The organism is Propionispora sp. 2/2-37, assembly GCF_001298735.1.
In the GTDB taxonomy this organism is placed as follows: Bacteria; Bacillota; Negativicutes; order Propionisporales; family Propionisporaceae; genus Propionispora.
In genome coordinates this window covers 11984-28926 of sequence record NZ_CYSP01000014.1, presented here as the reverse complement: position 1 = coordinate 28926, position 16943 = coordinate 11984, and the positions used below count along the sequence as shown (strand labels likewise).

General features: G+C 40.9%; 15 protein-coding genes and 1 other annotated feature. Of the genes, 3 read left to right on the top strand and 12 right to left on the bottom strand.

Annotated elements, in window-relative coordinates; translation table 11 throughout:
• Window positions 1-41: 41 nt before the first annotated feature.
• The 9 genes from typA to P22_RS14805 form a co-directional block, all read right to left on the bottom strand.
• Window positions 42-1856: a translational GTPase TypA gene (gene typA / locus P22_RS14845; RefSeq protein WP_054261024.1), complete on the bottom strand. Its 1815-nt coding sequence runs from the start codon at window positions 1854-1856 to the stop codon at window positions 42-44.
• Window positions 1857-2056: 200 nt separating this feature from the next.
• Window positions 2057-3664, bottom strand: a complete 1608-nt coding sequence (locus P22_RS14840) for an MBL fold metallo-hydrolase RNA specificity domain-containing protein (protein ID WP_054261023.1) — start codon at window positions 3662-3664, stop codon at window positions 2057-2059.
• A 169-nt stretch (window positions 3665-3833) separates the two neighbouring features.
• Window positions 3834-4760 (bottom strand): UDP-N-acetylmuramate dehydrogenase, encoded by a 927-nt coding sequence (gene murB, locus P22_RS14835; RefSeq protein WP_054261022.1) that lies wholly within the window; start codon window positions 4758-4760, stop codon window positions 3834-3836.
• On the bottom strand, window positions 4750-5097 hold the full coding sequence (locus P22_RS14830; protein ID WP_054261121.1) for a YlbF/YmcA family competence regulator: 348 nt from the start codon (window positions 5095-5097) through the stop codon (window positions 4750-4752). Before P22_RS14830 ends, murB begins: the two co-directional genes overlap by 11 nt.
• 57 nt (window positions 5098-5154) lie before the next feature.
• Window positions 5155-6024, bottom strand: coding sequence for a TIM barrel protein (locus P22_RS14825; RefSeq protein ID WP_054261021.1), 870 nt, complete (start codon window positions 6022-6024; stop codon window positions 5155-5157).
• 6 nt (window positions 6025-6030) lie between these two features.
• Window positions 6031-6489, bottom strand: coding sequence for a tRNA (uridine(34)/cytosine(34)/5-carboxymethylaminomethyluridine(34)-2'-O)-methyltransferase TrmL (gene trmL, locus P22_RS14820; protein WP_054261020.1), 459 nt, complete (start codon window positions 6487-6489; stop codon window positions 6031-6033).
• A gap of 406 nt (window positions 6490-6895) precedes the next feature.
• Window positions 6896-7855: an acyl-CoA dehydratase activase gene (locus P22_RS14815; RefSeq protein ID WP_054261019.1), complete on the bottom strand. Its 960-nt coding sequence runs from the start codon at window positions 7853-7855 to the stop codon at window positions 6896-6898.
• A 75-nt stretch (window positions 7856-7930) separates the two neighbouring features.
• Entirely contained in the window at window positions 7931-9583 is a 1653-nt protein-coding gene (gene ilvD / locus P22_RS14810; protein ID WP_054261018.1) for a dihydroxy-acid dehydratase, read from the bottom strand.
• A gap of 160 nt (window positions 9584-9743) precedes the next feature.
• The gene (locus P22_RS14805; RefSeq protein WP_054261017.1) at window positions 9744-10184 is read right to left on the bottom strand and encodes a YmaF family protein; all 441 of its coding nucleotides are present in this window, start codon (window positions 10182-10184) and stop codon (window positions 9744-9746) included.
• Window positions 10185-10389: 205 nt separating this feature from the next.
• Between P22_RS14805 and P22_RS14800 the strand changes: the two genes are divergently transcribed.
• A complete protein-coding gene (locus P22_RS14800) occupies window positions 10390-10656 on the top strand; it encodes a TM1266 family iron-only hydrogenase system putative regulator (protein ID WP_054261016.1) in 267 nt (88 codons plus the stop codon).
• 42 nt (window positions 10657-10698) lie between these two features.
• Here the strand turns inward: P22_RS14800 and P22_RS14795 are convergent, their stop codons facing one another.
• Window positions 10699-11568: a prephenate dehydrogenase gene (locus P22_RS14795; protein ID WP_054261015.1), complete on the bottom strand. Its 870-nt coding sequence runs from the start codon at window positions 11566-11568 to the stop codon at window positions 10699-10701.
• Entirely contained in the window at window positions 11565-12581 is a 1017-nt protein-coding gene (gene aroF, locus P22_RS14790) for a 3-deoxy-7-phosphoheptulonate synthase (protein ID WP_054261014.1), read from the bottom strand. Before aroF ends, P22_RS14795 begins: the two co-directional genes overlap by 4 nt.
• A gap of 55 nt (window positions 12582-12636) precedes the next feature.
• Window positions 12637-12875, bottom strand: a binding site (T-box leader).
• 234 nt (window positions 12876-13109) lie between these two features.
• Here aroF and P22_RS14785 point away from each other — a divergent pair.
• Window positions 13110-13343 (top strand): MoaD/ThiS family protein, encoded by a 234-nt coding sequence (locus P22_RS14785; protein WP_054261013.1) that lies wholly within the window; start codon window positions 13110-13112, stop codon window positions 13341-13343.
• Window positions 13344-13434: 91 nt separating this feature from the next.
• Here the strand turns inward: P22_RS14785 and P22_RS14780 are convergent, their stop codons facing one another.
• Window positions 13435-14310, bottom strand: coding sequence for an AraC family transcriptional regulator (locus tag P22_RS14780; RefSeq protein ID WP_054261012.1), 876 nt, complete (start codon window positions 14308-14310; stop codon window positions 13435-13437).
• Window positions 14311-14586: 276 nt separating this feature from the next.
• Between P22_RS14780 and yicI the strand changes: the two genes are divergently transcribed.
• Window positions 14587-16917 (top strand): alpha-xylosidase, encoded by a 2331-nt coding sequence (gene yicI / locus P22_RS14775; protein ID WP_054261011.1) that lies wholly within the window; start codon window positions 14587-14589, stop codon window positions 16915-16917.
• Window positions 16918-16943 lie beyond the last annotated feature (26 nt).

Below are 16943 nucleotides of genomic sequence, written 5' to 3'. Positions count from 1 at the left end.
CATAAGGAAAAAAAATCCTGCAGCATATATAAAAAAATAAATTAATTTTGAGAATTTTTCCGGTCCCGGCCACGAATATGTCGATCCAAAATGCTTTTTCTTAAACGGATGCTTTTCGGAGTAACTTCCACCAATTCATCTTTATTAATATACTCCAATGCCTGTTCCAAGCTTAAAATTCTCGGGGATGTCAACCTCAAGGCTTCATCAGATGCGCTAGAACGCATATTGGTTACATGCTTTTTTTTGCACGGATTTACGTCCATATCCATTTCGCGGGAGTTTTCCCCGATTATCATTCCCTGATAAACCGCTTGCCCTGGCACCACAAACATGACGCCACGATCTTGAATACTGTGAATGCCGTAGGTGGTGGTTTCACCATTTTCAAAAGCTATTAAAGCCCCTCTGGTTCTGCCGGGTATATCTCCTTTATAAGGCGCATAGCCGTTGAATACATGGTGCATAATGCCATTTCCCTTAGTACTGGTTAAAAACTCCGAACGAAAACCAATAAGCCCACGAGCCGGAATAACAAATTCCATACGTAAATACCCTGCTAGTTCAAGCATATTAACTAGTTCAGCTTTCCGTGTCCCCAGAGCTTCCATAACGGCTCCCATATATTCTTGCGGTACATCAATAGTCAAAAACTCCATTGGCTCACAGTATTGCCCATTTATCGTTTTAAAAATAACCTCCGGTTTGCCTACCTGGAATTCAAAGCCTTCCCGCCGCATTGTCTCAATCAATATAGACAAATGGAGTTCCCCACGGCCAGACACTTCAAAAGCATCCGGCGTATCTGTCTCTTTTACTCTAAGGCTTACATTGGTTTCCACTTCCCTGAATAAACGTTCCCTTAGATGACGGGAAGTGACAAACTGTCCCTCCTTGCCGGCAAAAGGACTATTATTAACGCAAAATACCATGGACAACGTTGGTTCATCGATATTAATGGACGGTAGTGCCTCCGGTTTTTCCGCATCGGCAATGGTCTCGCCGATATTTACGTTGTCAAGACCGGTTATTGCCACGATATCACCTAAAGCCGCTTCTTTCACTTCCGTCCGCTTCAATCCTTCATACGTATACAAACGGCCAATCTTGCCTTTTGTCATCGTGTCACCATTGAGGATTGATACTGTTTGTCCATTATATACTCTGCCGCGGATCACCCGGCCAATAGCAATTCGCCCCACATATTCATCCGAGTCCAGAGTAGTCACCATAATTTGCAGCGTACCATCTATATCCCCTGAAGGAGCCGGAATAGATTCAATAAGCAGTTTGAAAAGCGGAACTAAATTATCACTGTCATCTTCCATGGAAGTTTTGGCAATTCCATCCCGCGCCGCAGCATAAATAACCGGAAAATCCAGTTGTTCATCGTTAGCATCTAATTCCATGAACAATTCCAGTACCTCATCAACAACTTCCTTTACACGCTCGTCGGGCCGATCGATTTTATTAATTACGACAATAGGCTTCAACTTTTGCTCCAACGCCTTGCGCAAGACATATTTAGTCTGAGGCATAGGCCCTTCAAAGGCATCAACCAGCAGCAAAACACCGTCTACCATATTTAATACCCGTTCTACTTCACCACCAAAATCAGCATGTCCGGGTGTATCGACAATATTGATTTTTATCCCTTCATACATAACGGCTGTATTTTTGGCTAAGATGGTTATACCGCGCTCACGCTCCAAATCATTAGAATCCATAACTCTTTCTACGACTTGTTCATTGGTACGAAAAATACCACTTTGTCTAAGCATGGCATCCACCAATGTCGTTTTACCATGATCGACGTGTGCAATAATTGCAATATTACGTAAGTCTTCCCGTTTCATTTCATTACCCCCTGAATCTTTCCACCTGCAGTATACAAAATTTGATAAAATACGTCAAAATACTAAATAAAGAAAGGATGCCGGATAAGACATGCATCCTTTCTTGTTACAATATACACTTCAATATATTATAATGTACGCATACTGTCAATAGTAAACCGTTTTTTTTACATATTTTTTAAATTTTTATATCATTGCAGCTATAAACCTGCCATCGTTTTTTTGAAATAAGCAGCAACTTTCGCCAGTCTGTTAATCACATCCTGCGCTTTACCTGCATCAGTGAGTGATAACTGCTCTAAGCGTCTGAGATATTCAGTATAGTCTGCCTCAAATTGCGCCAGGCTTTCTTGTAATTGTTTTATTGCCGGATTGATGCTTACAATGGTTGAAGTCTTAATCCGCCATGAACGGCCATCAATTACTACACTATCGCCATACCCGGGAATAAAAGTAGTCATTGCCAATTGATCTTGAACAAGTTTGGCAAAAGGCTCTGCCATATCAATTTCTCCGTGTACCAAAAAGACATTAGCCGGTTTTTCGGTGAAATGTTGCAACCAATCAAGTAACTGCCTTTGATCGGCATGCGCAGAAAACCCATCCATACTGTGGATTTCCGCCCGGACACTAATTTCTTCGCCTAATATTTTTACTCGCTTCGCTCCGTCAATCAAACGTCGCCCTAAACTTTCCTGCGCCTGATATCCCACAAATAAAATACTGGATTCCGGACGCCATAAGTTATGTTTTAAATGATGCAATATCCGCCCCGCATCTGCCATCCCGCTCGCCGAAATAATAATCGTCGGCTGATCCAGCTCATTCAGCGCTTTTGATTCTTCTGCCGTTTTTGAAAATGAAAGTTGCGGCATATGCAACGGATCATCGTGCTCTTTAAAAAAAAGATCGTATGCTTCACTATCATACTCGTGTACATTTTCTACAAATACATCCGTAGCCGATATCGCGAGCGGACTATCAATAATAACCGGAATATCCGGTATTCTTTTTGCTTTAAATAACTTATGAAGATAATAAAGAATCGTCTGGGTACGTCCTACCGCAAAAGCTGGGATAATAACATTACCACCGCGGTTAAAGGTGCTGGTAACCACTTTGGCCAAAGCTTCCTCTTTATCATAGTTTTCATGGAGACGATTGCCATATGTGGATTCCATGATGATATAATCTGCTTCTTCAATATATACAGGGTCCTTAATAATGGGCTGATCCGGCTGGCCTAAATCGCCGGAAAATGCAAATTTGACTGTCTTCTCTCTCTCCGTTACCCAAACCTCAAGTAGAGATGATCCCAAAATATGGCCGGCTTCGCGAAAACGCACTCTGATCTGCGGTAAAACATTTATATCATAATCATAAAAAACTTCGGTAAACTGTTTCAAACAAGCATACGCATCTTCTGTAGTATATAACGGTATGATCGGGTCTTTGCCGGCACGTTTTCCCTTGCGATTGGCAATTTCGGCATCAAATTCCTGAATATGGGCACTATCCGGAAGCATGATGCTGCACAGTTCAGCGGTAACTTTGGTAGCAAAAATTTTCCCTTTAAATCCTTCCTTACAAAGTTTGGGCAGCAAACCACTGTGATCAATATGTGCATGAGTTAATAAGACACATTCAATCTCTGATGGATTAAAAGGAAAAGGACGGGAATTAAGCGACCGAATAGCCTTAGAGCCTTGAAACATCCCACAATCAATAAGAATCTTTTTTTGTTCTATTTCCAGGAGATAAGAGGATCCGGTAACCATTCGGGTAGCTCCTAAAAAAGTTAATTGCATAACATGCTCCTTTTCATAATTGTGATTCTCTTTCCTCTATTACAGTATATATGCTTCCTCCTGCATTTGCCATACAAAATCCCATTTACTGCAAGAATCAAACTACTAAGGAACGTTGCCTTATATAAAAAACCTGGCTGAAGCCAGGCCTTTTTTATATACTAATTATCTATTCTTCACCTAATATACGTACCTCCGGATGTAGCTTAACTCCTGCATATTCATATACTCGTCGTTGTACTTCCTGTATCAGGGTCAAAACATCCTGTGCCGTTGCTCCACCTGCATTAATAATAAACCCGGCATGCTTTTCTGACACCTGGGCACCACCGATTTTTAATCCTTTCAGTCCTGCTTGTTCAATCAGTGTACCTGCAAAATTACCTGCCGGCCGTTTAAAAGTGCTGCCCGCACTTGGCATTTCCACAGGTTGCTTGCTTTCACGTTTTTTTGTATATTCATTCATTTTATCTTCAATTTCCTGCATTTGTCCCGATTGTAATTTCAGTTCCACTTCACAAATAATGCAGTGATTATCCTGAAAAATACTATGCCGATAGCCAAAGTCAAGTTGATCATGTGAAAAATGATTAAAAGTACCATCAAGGCAAACTGCCGATACTGCTGATACTACATGACTCATCTCACCATCATAAGCACCGGCATTCATAAAGACAGCACCACCAATACTACCAGGGATTCCTACAGCAAATTCCATCCCTTTTAAATGATTTCCAGCCGCGAAACGAGAGACATCACCCAAAATCGCCCCAGAGCCAACAATTAGCCGGTCATCCTGCAACCGTATATCACTCATATTCCGGCCAAACTTTAACACCATTCCCCGAATCCCCTTGTCAAGAACTAACATATTAGAACCATTGCCAACAACTGTCACCGGAATAGAATATTGTTGGGCTAAGGTTAATGCTGAAATAATCTCGGCAACAGATCCCGGAAAAAGAAGATAGTCAGCTGGACCGCCAATACGGAAAGTCGTATGTTTCGACATTGGCTCGCTCAAAAATAAACGGTCAGACTTTATCGTCCTGCATAATTTTAAGATAAACTCTTCATTTTGAGTATTATTTACCAATAAAATTCAATCCTTCGGCAGTAGCTTCGCCAATAATTTTATAAACATCAGCCATCATGCGTTGAAAACGCATGTACGCTTGCAGAAAATCACGTGATTTAGTATTTAGAGCCAACAACTCATACATCTTTTGTAAGCGAGTTGTCTGCTCCTTATCTTCCGGTTTCCCCGACATCATCTGAAATTCAATTTCCATTTGTTTGGCTATGAATTCTTTCACCATTTTTTTTGCCTGTTCATCATTCTCAATAGTCTTTTGCGCTTTTAACAGTTCTTGATACTCTATTGAGTTTTTAAGAACATTCGCCAATGTATGAGCCGCGTCATAGGTACTCATTGCATTCCCCCCATTTTCCCTTATATAATATGCTGACTGATCTGCTTTCATTCTGGGCTAGCCCTCTCTAGGTTGTTGTAAGTACTGAAAATACAAATCCTGCATAATCCGTGAATCAATGCCCTGCGTACCCGCTGATTCACAAATAATACGCGGTGAATAACCCCTGCGGGCACAGAGTTCCAGCAACGGTTCGTGCGGTGGCCCAAAAGAATCGTTAAACGTCCAATGACGTTTTTCACCTGCTTTAGTAAATTCAATCTTGCTAAAATGAATATGTAAATTACTCGCTGTTTCAGCACCAACTGCAGCTGAAACTTGCTCAAAAACGCTTGCAAACTCTTCTAACCGGGTATAAGCGCCTCTGCTAACAGCATGAAGATGTCCAAAATCAACAGCGGGAATAACCCATGGCGACATTTTGCAAAATTCTAAAACTTCTGTCAGTGTCCCCAATTGATTTTGTTTACCCATCGTTTCAGGAGCCAAATAGATTCCGGTCAAACCTTCTCTTTCAACCTCATTTAAGACTACAGCAAAAGCTTTTTTTGCTCTGTCAAAGGCTACTTCCCGTTTTTCCCTGCCACAACCACCGATATGAAAAATAACCCGATCCGCCCCCATCCATGAAGCGACGCGTAAAGAACGAAGGAAATGTTGTACCGTATTGCCTGCAGTTTCCTGATTCGCTGTTGCCAGGCTGATATAGTAAGGAGCATGAATACTTAGTTTTATACCATATTGCATAGCTTGCTGGCCAATCATGCGAGCTGTGTCTTCTCTTACATTTGCTCCCCGGCTACATTGATACTCATACGCCGATAACTTTTGGTCCGACAGCCACTTGGGCATATGTATCGAAGCTTTATAACCCGCTTGATAAAAAGCCTCCGGATTACCGGCCGGTCCGAATACTGCGTATCTCATACTCTATCACCTTAAATAAGTAAAATTTTGCTGCCGCAGCCCCTCATATACAACGATAGCAACCGCATTTGATAAATTCAGCGACCGGGCTTCGTTAAGCATAGGAATACGGATGCAGTAATCTGGATTGTTTTCCAGCAAAACAGCTGGCAAACCGGCTGTTTCTTTACCAAATACTAAAAAATCATCGTCATAATAACGAATTTCTGTATAATGTTTACTTGCCTTTGTTGTATTGAAATAAAAGTTATGATTTTTATATTTTTCCGCTACTTCTTCAAAAGATTCATAAAGATGTACAGTAACCAAATGCCAGTAGTCAAGTCCTGCCCTTTTTAAATAACGATCTTCAATGGAAAATCCCAACGGCTTTACCAGATGTAACTCACTTTGAGTTGCAGCACACAAACGAGCAATATTTCCAGTATTTCCTGGAATTTCCGGTTCAACCAACACAATATGCATTTAATATACCACCTGCCGTTCTTGAAACCTATACCGAATATGATTGTATCACTATTTAGTTTACAAGGCAATTTTTTTAAATTAGCTTTTATCATCAAAAAATTTAATAAAAAATGAACCCATAAGAACATACTTACCGTTCTTTCGGGTTCGAATTCAGCAACTCTTTGATACCGTTCGCATCATAAATTATATACCATTGGCCAGTGCTTGTTCATCCAACCGCTTCAATGCATCATATCTGCCCGAATCGCAAATTATGCTTTTTAACCAACTTTTTAATAAGACTATTTAGAACCTTAGTAACCATTTGTACCGAAAATTTTTCTGCGGTAAGGTAAATTACTTTTCCTGTTAAAGGTTGGAGACGCCAATAACGCACATTAACATTGGCAGAAAATTACATTCATTGTCTCGGCTGATTACTCCACTTCCCGCAACGGTCTCCCCACATGGCAGCAGTAGCATGATTAATTTGCAGTTCTACAACCTCACATAGATTAGGGCAACCATTACATTCAAAACTTTTTGGTGTAAAATCATCATCTAATATATCAAAACCGCGAAACTTACTCCCCTTTTCCCGGTTACGTTGTTCACCTGCCAGCAACGCAGCACCAACAGCCCCCATGACATTGTAATATTCAGGAACAATAATCTTGCACTGCAATATTTCTTCAAAAGCCCTCTTCATTCCCTGATTGGCAGCTACTCCCCCCTGAAAAATAACCGGGCTGGCAATCTGTTTGCCCTTACCTACATTATTCAAATAATTTCGTGCCAATGCCTGACATAATCCATGGAGAATATCCTCTATTTGATGACCAGTCTGCTGTTTGTGAATCATATCCGACTCGGCAAATACCGCACAGCGGCCGGCAATGCGCACCGGAACCTGAGACCGGCCAGCATATTCGCCAAAGGTTTCAATCGGTATATCCAAACGGGCGGCCTGCTGATCTAAAAAAGAACCGGTACCGGCAGCACACACACTATTCATAGCAAAATCAACAACAATACTGTCACGAAGGATAATAATTTTAGAATCCTGACCGCCGATTTCAATAATTGTACGCACATCAGGAACAAGATGAGCAGCAGCCACAGCATGCGCGGTAATTTCATTTTTTATCGCATCAGCGCCTAATATAATTCCTGCTAATTGACGCCCGCTGCCGGTAGTACCAACACCGACAACATTCAGCGACGAATTTCTTTCCTTGATTTTCCTCAGTCCGCTTTGTACCGCCTCAATAGGCCTGCCGTTTGTCCGGATATATAACGTATCCAGTACACTGCCTTTTACATTTAGTAATGCAATATTGGTGCTAACCGATCCAACATCAACACCGACCAATACCTCCAAAAGAAAACCCTCCCGTCTTTTGTATACTCATAGCTTTATTGTGCACAAAAAAGGGGAGAGCCATACTTTTGCTTTTTATTTCACAACTGCTCCGGTATTTGCCGATGTGACCATTCTCATATACCTTGCCAAATAACCGCTTTTGACTTTAGGTTCCGGAGCCGTCCAGGATGATCTGCGCTGTTTAAGTTCATCATCCGTTAGCCTTACCTCCAACTTCCGTGCCGGAATATCAATGTTGATAATATCTCCCTCACGGATTAAAGCAATATTTCCACCTTCAGCTGCTTCAGGGGAAATATGGCCAATACAGGCCCCCCGGGTAGCACCGCTGAATCGCCCATCAGTAAGTAAAGCAACCCGCAGACCCATTCCAGCGATAACTGCGGTGGGATTAAGCATTTCACGCATTCCTGGCCCGCCTTTAGGCCCTTCGTAACGAATGACCACCACATCTCCGTCATGAACCTTTTTACCGATAATGGCTTCAATTGCTTCATCTTCTGAATTAAAAACCCGTGCCTTTCCTTCAAAGATCAACATATCTTCAGCTACCGCGCTTTCTTTAACCACTGCGCCATCAAGAGCCAAATTCCCCTTTAAAATCGCAATGCCACCGCGGTTACGATACGGAACGTCAATGGGTTTAATCACATCAGTGCGCCTGATAACAGCATGTTCAATACGGGCTCCAATCGTTCCATCCACCGTCAGCGCTTTCGTCTGAATCACACCGGCTTTGGCCAACTCCATCATCACAGCCGATATGCCGCCTGCTTCATTTAAGTCCTGTAAATGATGAGTCCCTGCCGGACTTAATTTCGTAATGTACGGGGTTTTTAAACTGATCTGGTCAAACAGTTCCAGCGGCAGTTGAATTCCCGCTTCATGAGCAATAGCCGTCAAATGCAGTACGGTATTGGAAGATCCACCAATCCCCATGTCAACAGCAATAGCATTTTTAAAAGCCTCCAGTGTCATAATATCACAGGGTTTTATATCTTTTTCCACTAAATCAAGAATAACTTGTCCCGCTTTTTTAGCCAGCATTTTTCTGGCACCAAGATAGGCAGCAGGAATAGTGCCATTGCCCGGCAAGCCCATCCCCAACACCTCAGTCAAACAGTTCATAGTATTTGCAGTAAACAATCCGGCACAGGAGCCGCAGCCGGGGCACGCCGACTGTTCCATTTCCGTCAATTCTTCGGCACTTATCTTTCCTGCTTCGTATAGTCCAGCCGCTTCGAACATTTGCGTCACACTAATGTCTCCTCCCTGATATCTGCCAGCCATCATGGGACCACCGCTGACAACAACACAGGGAATATTGATACGGGCAGCAGCCATGAGCATCCCCGGAACAATTTTATCACAGTTGGGAATCAGCACTAACCCGTCAAAAGCATGTCCCATCGCAACAGCTTCAATTGAATCGGCAATTAACTCCCGACTAGCCAGGGGATATTTCATGCCTTCATGTCCCATGGCAATCCCATCGCAAATACCAATAGCCGGAAACTCAACCGGTGTTCCTCCTGCAGCGGCAATACCAAGCTTTGCTGCATCCGCAATGGTACGCAAATGGATATGACCAGGAATAATCTCGTTAAATGCATTCACAACACCAATTAATGGTTTTTTTAAATCTTCAGGACTATATCCCATAGCATAAAACAACGATCTATGAGCTGCTCTCGTAGAGCCCTTTTTTACAATATCACTACGCATAGTATCAACCACCCCTATTTTTTACAGCGTTGTATAGTCTTTATTTTGTTGCTATATTCAATATTATTTCTGAATATCCTCCTCTTGATATAAGTATTTTTGAGAAGAAAACTCCGCAAAAAAGCTGCTGTTTTAAAGCAGCAGCTAAACAAACACGACATTATTCTTCTGCCGGTTCTTCCTCACGATATTTTTTATGTTTTTTATACTTGTGGTCATCATCACAAGTATCATCTTCTTCGTCATCTTCCATATCCGGAGCGATCCCCACGACGTCCGAAAAAGTGTGGCTGTGTCCGTCATTATAACTGGTCTCACCATCAATAAAGTGTGTATGCGTATCTTCCGGCATAGCAATTGCCGGACCCGAAACAACATCAAACCAATGCCAGTGACCCTCCGCTCCTTCCGATAAAAAAGAAGTCCTTCCACGTACACGATGCACATGTGAATTTCCTGAGTCTCTGGCCGGACCGGTAACAGCCTGAATAATATGCTGATGTTCGCATGCCACATCAGCCTCCGTATTAAATGTATGCACATGAATCATGTGCCGGTCATCTTGGTCAACCGTGTAATTTCCCCTTTCTTCATCAGCCATGATTTTACCTCCCAGTATAATAGAATCCACCTTATTCTGATTTCCTTATATACTATGCAAGATAAAATACTGAGGTTACAATAATGCTGGGTCATTTAAAATGTCAATTTTTTCTTATCTTTTCTCCTCCTAGTGTATAATTGAGGTATAAGAAAATTTCAGGTTGCTAAGATAGAGCTTTAATCCTTCAAGGAGGCGGTATTATATGGGAAAACGTATTGGTGTCGTTGGAATTATTATTGAGGAACCTTCAGCTATAGCTAATCGTGTGAACCAGATTCTAAGTCAATATGGTCACTTGATTACCGGCCGGATGGGAATTCCCAAGCATGGGGAAAATGTAGGTGTAATTGCACTTATTATTGAAGGAAATACCGATGAGATAGGCGCCCTAACCGGCAGACTGGGTAACCTTCCTGGGGTAACCGTTAAGTCAGCCCTAACTAATAAAATAATTGAAAAAGAAAGCTAACGCAGCTACAAGCTTTATTCTAAGACAAGTATAACAAATAAACTAAAGCGACATGTTAAGCAATGCATCACGCCGTTTTTTGGCCACACTAAAAAAATCATGAATAGCCTGCCGGTTTCCCCTTTCAATATCAAGAATGACTTGAGCCAACAAACTCCGCAAATCTTCCAGGCCATCCGTAATGGCTGCCCCATTGGTCAAACATATATCTGCCCACATATCGGCATTAGATGAAGCAATACGGGTCGTATCCCGGAATCCTCCTCCGGCCAATTTTAAGCTTTCGTCGGCATCGTGAGAAAAATCAAGCAAATTTACCATCGAAGCTGCCGCTACATGTGGCACGTGACTGATAACCGCAGCACACCGGTCATGCTCCTTCACTTTCATTGTCGTGATGTTTGCTCCGGTATATTCAATAATATGTGTAACTGCCTTCAGCGCCTGCAGTGAAGTGGACACTTCCGGAATGAAAATATACCATTTATTACGAAATAGCGTTTTATCCGCTGCTTCAATCCCGCTTTGCTCTCTGCCTGCCATGGGATGACCACCAACATAACTTATACCTGCCGGAAGAATTGCATTAATTTTTTCGGCAAGATATTCTTTCGTACTACCAACATCGGTTATAATGGTTTCTTTTTTTAAAAACGGCAATATTTGCTCAACGATAGGTACAATTTGCAGGACAGGAGTACAAATAAAAACAATATCCGCCTTCCTGACTCCCTGACTGGGTTCTGTACATATCTGATCAGCTGCACCACGTTCCACTGCTATCTTCAATGACTGCGGATTATTATCAACAGCTGTTATGTTAAATTGATCATAAGAAGCTTCTTTTAAGGCCAAACCAAGTGATCCACCGATAAGGCCCATACCGATAATACAAATATGAATCTTGCTCATGACAGCACCTTACCCCCAAGGGCAGCAATAGCAGCTATTTCTTGCATAACCAGAGAAAAGTTTTCCGGAGTGAGCGATTGTTTTCCATCAGATAACGCCTTGCTGGGATCAGGATGCACCTCGATCATTAAACCATCAGCACCGGTAGCAACGGCCGCACGGGACATCGGACGAACCAACCTCCATTTGCCGGTTCCATGACTTGGATCTACAATTACCGGTAAATGGCTGATATTTTTTACCGCAGCAACAGCACTTAAATCCAAGGTATTTCGTGTATAATCTTCAAAAGTACGAATACCACGTTCACACAAAACTACGTTGTAATTACCTTCACTCATAATATACTCCGCCGCATTTAACCATTCATTAATCGTCGCAGCTAATCCTCGCTTTAACAGCACAGGTTTTTTAGTTTTCCCAATTGTTTTAAGCAACTGGAAATTTTGCATATTTCTGGCACCAATTTGGAGCATATCGGCATATTCACTAACAATAGGTACAGATTCTACATCCACTACTTCTGTAACAATCTTTAATCCTGTCTTGGCTCTTGCTTTTGCCAGGAACTCCAGTCCTTTTCTTTCCAACCCCTGAAAGGCATATGGTGATGTCCGCGGCTTGTAGGCTCCGCCTCTTAAAAATTGTGCTCCCGCCGCTTTAACAATCCTGGCAGATTCTAAAAGCTGTTCCAGACTTTCTACCGCACACGGACCTGCCATTATACTGAGATTCTTTCCGCCTATTTTCACTCCATCAACTTCAATAATACTGTCTTCCTGCTTAAAATTACGACTGACTAATTTATAACTTTCACTAACTACTATTGTTTTTTCTACTCCCGGCATCGCTTCCATGGGAAGTTCGGCAATTAACTTTTTATCACCAATAACACCAATAATAGTTCGTGTAGTTCCCCTTGACAAATGAGGGGTTAAACCATATTCTGTTAGTTTATCGATAATTCGGTTTATTTCTTCCTCAATAGCCTGTTGACTCATCACAATAATCATAAAGCATTCCTCCATAATAAATTATTTCAAAAGAACACAAAAAATCCCGTCCCCAATCAGGGACGGGATATAAGCCCGCGGTACCACCCTGCTTGCATTGCAAGCCGCTTTACTCAGGTACGAGATAAAATCTGATACCCTAGCCTATGATAACGGTGGCGCTCCGGCAAAGTCTACTTCTATTTCGACCTGCTGCTCCCAGGTGTATTTCAATCAGTTTACTTACCGGGTTCCACCATCCCCCGGCTCTCTGAAAAATAAATCTGATTTACTTCTCCTGCTCATCACGTTTTAGCATAGTTAATTAATTAAGATTACTATAGCAAAACCATATACTGATGTCAAGCAGAATACATTTAGAAAACACAAGAAAATATATTCCATTTTTTTACATTTTGAAGGAATTTTTAAACTTAGTGGCGAATAGCTATAATCAAATGTATTGTATTTGTGCCCAAGATAAAATTTGAATCTTTTATTGCACATGAATCATGTGTGTATCTGGATAACAGGGAGAGTGTTTTATTAATGGTAATTGAGGTAAGATTATTTGCCGAGCTTAAGAAATATGCACCTTCCAGCACAAGCGGCGTGTTGGCTGTCGACGTATCGGAAAGTATCCTTGTTAAAGAATTATTGGAGGAATTGGAGATATTGGAATCCGAGGTAGGCTCAATTAAAGTCAATGGTCATGCTTGTGATGTCAGGTACGCATTAGATGATGGAGATCGGATTGATCTGTTGCCAACAAAGAATAATTGAGGGAATTATAAAATAGAATTCTAAACCCGCTTTCAACAAACTTTATTGATAGCGGGTTTTCATATATTAAAACTATATGTATGCGCTAACGTTATCTTTTAGTTTTCCGGTATTCCAATGGAGTACAATGTGTATGTTTTTTGAAAACACTATAAAAATAGCTTAAATTGTCAAAGCCAACACTTAATGCGACTTCCAAAATTTTTCTGTCAGTTTCTTTTATCATTCGGGTAGCAATATGAACCCGATAAGCATTGATATATTCAATCGGTGTCTGTCTCATAATCTGTTTAAAGAAACGACAAAAATGCCCTTCACTTAGCCCGACAACTTCGGAAAGATTTTTTATACTGATCTTTTTATTGTAATTCGTGTGAATATAATGAATGATTTTTTTCATTTGCCCTGATTTATAGCTTGCGGAAATGTTTTTTTCTACTTTTTGCATATTTTTATTCTGTATGAATTCACACAAAATCATCAAAAGTTCAGCCTTAACTGCTAATTCATACCCATGAGGTACCTCCGAACAAATAGTAAATATGGTTAATAGCCTATTTATTATCTTTTTCTCCCATTCCTCCTGCCCACTTATAAATTCAGGTAATATTAATTGTCTTTTTACTAGTGGATCAATAAAATTAACCTGAAGAATATCGAAACCATGACTACATAAAAAAAGCGGATCGAAGACAAGTGCATAATAAGTACAAGGTAAATGATTTAATGGATGTCCGGCGTGAATATTACTTCCATTTATAAAAATTGCTTGTCCGGCATGAAGCTCGTAATAAGATGTCTCTATTTGAAATACCGCACAACCTTCCTTTACCAATAAGAATTCCCACTCTTCATGCCAGTGACAATCAAGTATTTTATCCCCCTGTTGACATACCATCTTATAAGTTCCAAGCGGAAACAATGAACTGCCATGAATGCGATTCTCTTTCAATATCGACTTATCCATCCATCCACCTCTCATAAATATCAATATTAGAAAAAGTACACTTTATAACACAAACATACTCTTATTTTGTTTTAAAAACTACAAAATATATTAATCAAAAAATATCATTATATTAATATAAAAAATCAATATAATGCAAGAGTATCCCCATAAATCCTCCTATAATAAGATATAGCAGAAAATTACGACTATTAAGAAAGGAGCAAGGTTATATATATTAGTTTATCATATTTGTTGGTCGTTTCAACAAACATATAAATTAAAGGAATGATTATTATGAAAGTTAGCGATGGCAATTGGCTTGTTCAGGAAACTCTGGACATATTATCCCCACTCTATGTACATGAGATTCAAATCCATGAAAAAGAATTAGTTGCTTTTGTAACCCCGAGAAATGTGGAGTTAAGAGAAGACCAATTAGATGTTTCGCTATTTACCTATCGCTTTTTCTCCCCTATGTCCGGTGTAATTGGCGTCCGGATAGAGCATTTCAAAGGTATTTATCCTACCAAACCTCATTTCAAGCTTCATTTCGACAATCATTGCATCGTACAATGCAGTAATAAAGCCAATCAAGCTACTTTGCAAACGGGTCAATTAAGTCTATCTATCAGTAAATCAGAAAATTGGAAAATCAAATTTCTGCATAACGACAAACAGATTACCTGCAGCAATGTCAAATCATCAGGATATGCTAAAAATCTAACAACTAAACAAACCTATATGTATGAACGTCTGGACTTGCAAGTTGGTGAGACTGTTTATGGCTTAGGCGAACATTTCACTGCTTTTGTAAAAAACGGACAAATTATTGAAACCTGGAACCGCGATGGCGGTACCAGTACCGAACAAGCCTATAAAAATATACCTTTTTACCTGACAAATCATGGATATGGAGTTTTTGTCAATCATCCTGAACTGGTTTCCCTTGAAATAGCCTCAGAAAAAGTCTCTAAAGTACAATTTAATGTACCAGGAGAATCCCTGGAATATTATATCATCGATGGACCCACGCCTAAGGAAGTACTTGAGCGCTATACGCTCTTAACCGGGCGTCCCTCCCTACCGCCGGCCTGGTCCTTTGGTCTATGGCTGACGACATCTTTCACCACAAGTTATGACGAACAAACCGTTAACAGTTTTGTCAATGGTATGAAACAACGTTCCCTGACATTACATGTTTTTCATTTTGACTGTTTTTGGATGAAAGCTTTTCATTGGTGTAATTTCGAATGGGACTCTACGGTTTTTCCCGATCCTCAGGGGATGATACAACGTCTAAAGGCCAAAGGATTAAAGATATGCGTTTGGATCAATCCTTATATCAGTCAACAGTCAGCATTATTTCCTGAAGGGATGGAAAACAGTTACTTTCTTAAAAATAAAGAAGGGAATATATGGCAATGGGATAAATGGCAACCCGGCCAGGCTATTGTCGATTTTACCAACCCAGCAGCCTGCCGCTGGTATAGTGGCTATTTGGAACGGTTAGTCGACATGGGTATTGACTGTTTTAAAACCGATTTTGGCGAACGAATTCCAACCGATGTTACATATTATGATGGCTCCGACCCACAAAAAATGCATAATTATTATACTTATTTATTTAATAAAACAGTATTTGACCTGCTGCAGTCAAAAAAAGGTAGCCGTAATACCGTGTTGTTTGCCCGTTCGGCGACTGTTGGCAGTCAATCTTTTCCCGTTCATTGGGGTGGTGATTGCTACGCTACTTTTGAATCAATGGCGGAAAGCCTGCGTGGTGGCCTGTCTTTAAGCCTGTCAGGCTTTGGTTTTTGGAGTCATGACATCGGTGGTTTTGAAAATACTGCTTCCGCTCATGTGTATAAACGCTGGTGCGCTTTTGGACTCTTATCTAGCCATAGCAGGCTACATGGCAGCAAATCTTACCGGGTACCCTGGCTATATGATGAAGAAGCGGTTGACGTCCTACGTTTTTTTACTAACTGGAAATGCCGCTTAATGCCTTATCTCTATGCAATAGCTGTTGTAGCTGCCAAACGTGGATTACCTGTTATGAGAGCCATGTGGTTAGAATTTCCCCAAGATCCCGGCTGTGAATATTTGGACCGCCAATATATGTTAGGCGATTCCGTTTTAGTCGCTCCTATTTTTAATGACGCCGGGACAGTTAGTTTTTATTTACCTTCAGGTTGTTGGACCCATTTATTTAGCAATGAAGAACTAGCCGGCGGAACTTGGCACAAGGAAACTCACGACTTTTTTAGTCTTCCGGTTTATGTACGCGAAAACACTTTATTGCCCATTGGCGCCAATCAAGAACGCCCCGATTATGAGTATATTGATCAATTGGAATTACATCTTTTCGCCTTGCAGAACGGTCACACGGCAACAACTACAATCTACAACCTAGAAGGTACTGCAGCATTAACTGCAATTGTAACCCGCCAACGTAATACTCTATACGCTAGTTTTACCGGAATAACGAAACCATGTTTCTTGATTTTACGGGGTAAATATCTTCCCGTAACTTCACTTTCAGGAGAATGTATAGGAGAACAGGAAAACTTGGGAGTTCGCATCCGACTTAAACCTGGAACAAAAGAACTGCAAATAATTCTTTAACCTTAACCATTGTTTCTACTAACAAA

Excerpts from the sequence above, each read along its gene's own strand:
- typA (WP_054261024.1), bottom strand. The coding sequence starts at position 1,856 with ATGAAACGGGAAGACTTACGTAATATTGCAATTATTGCACACGTCGAT.
- ilvD (WP_054261018.1), bottom strand. The coding sequence starts at position 9,583 with ATGCGTAGTGATATTGTAAAAAAGGGCTCTACGAGAGCAGCTCATAGA.
- trmL (WP_054261020.1), bottom strand. The coding sequence starts at position 6,489 with ATGCATATTGTGTTGGTTGAACCGGAAATTCCAGGAAATACTGGAAAT.
- P22_RS14830 (WP_054261121.1), bottom strand. The coding sequence starts at position 5,097 with ATGAGTACCTATGACGCGGCTCATACATTGGCGAATGTTCTTAAAAAC.
- P22_RS14800 (WP_054261016.1), top strand. The coding sequence starts at position 10,390 with ATGGGAAAACGTATTGGTGTCGTTGGAATTATTATTGAGGAACCTTCA.
- P22_RS14795 (WP_054261015.1), bottom strand. The coding sequence starts at position 11,568 with ATGAGCAAGATTCATATTTGTATTATCGGTATGGGCCTTATCGGTGGA.
- P22_RS14785 (WP_054261013.1), top strand. The coding sequence starts at position 13,110 with ATGGTAATTGAGGTAAGATTATTTGCCGAGCTTAAGAAATATGCACCT.
- P22_RS14805 (WP_054261017.1), bottom strand. The coding sequence starts at position 10,184 with ATGGCTGATGAAGAAAGGGGAAATTACACGGTTGACCAAGATGACCGG.
- P22_RS14840 (WP_054261023.1), bottom strand. The coding sequence starts at position 3,664 with ATGCAATTAACTTTTTTAGGAGCTACCCGAATGGTTACCGGATCCTCT.
- aroF (WP_054261014.1), bottom strand. The coding sequence starts at position 12,581 with ATGATTATTGTGATGAGTCAACAGGCTATTGAGGAAGAAATAAACCGA.
- yicI (WP_054261011.1), top strand. The coding sequence starts at position 14,587 with ATGAAAGTTAGCGATGGCAATTGGCTTGTTCAGGAAACTCTGGACATA.
- P22_RS14825 (WP_054261021.1), bottom strand. The coding sequence starts at position 6,024 with ATGAGATACGCAGTATTCGGACCGGCCGGTAATCCGGAGGCTTTTTAT.
- P22_RS14780 (WP_054261012.1), bottom strand. The coding sequence starts at position 14,310 with ATGGATAAGTCGATATTGAAAGAGAATCGCATTCATGGCAGTTCATTG.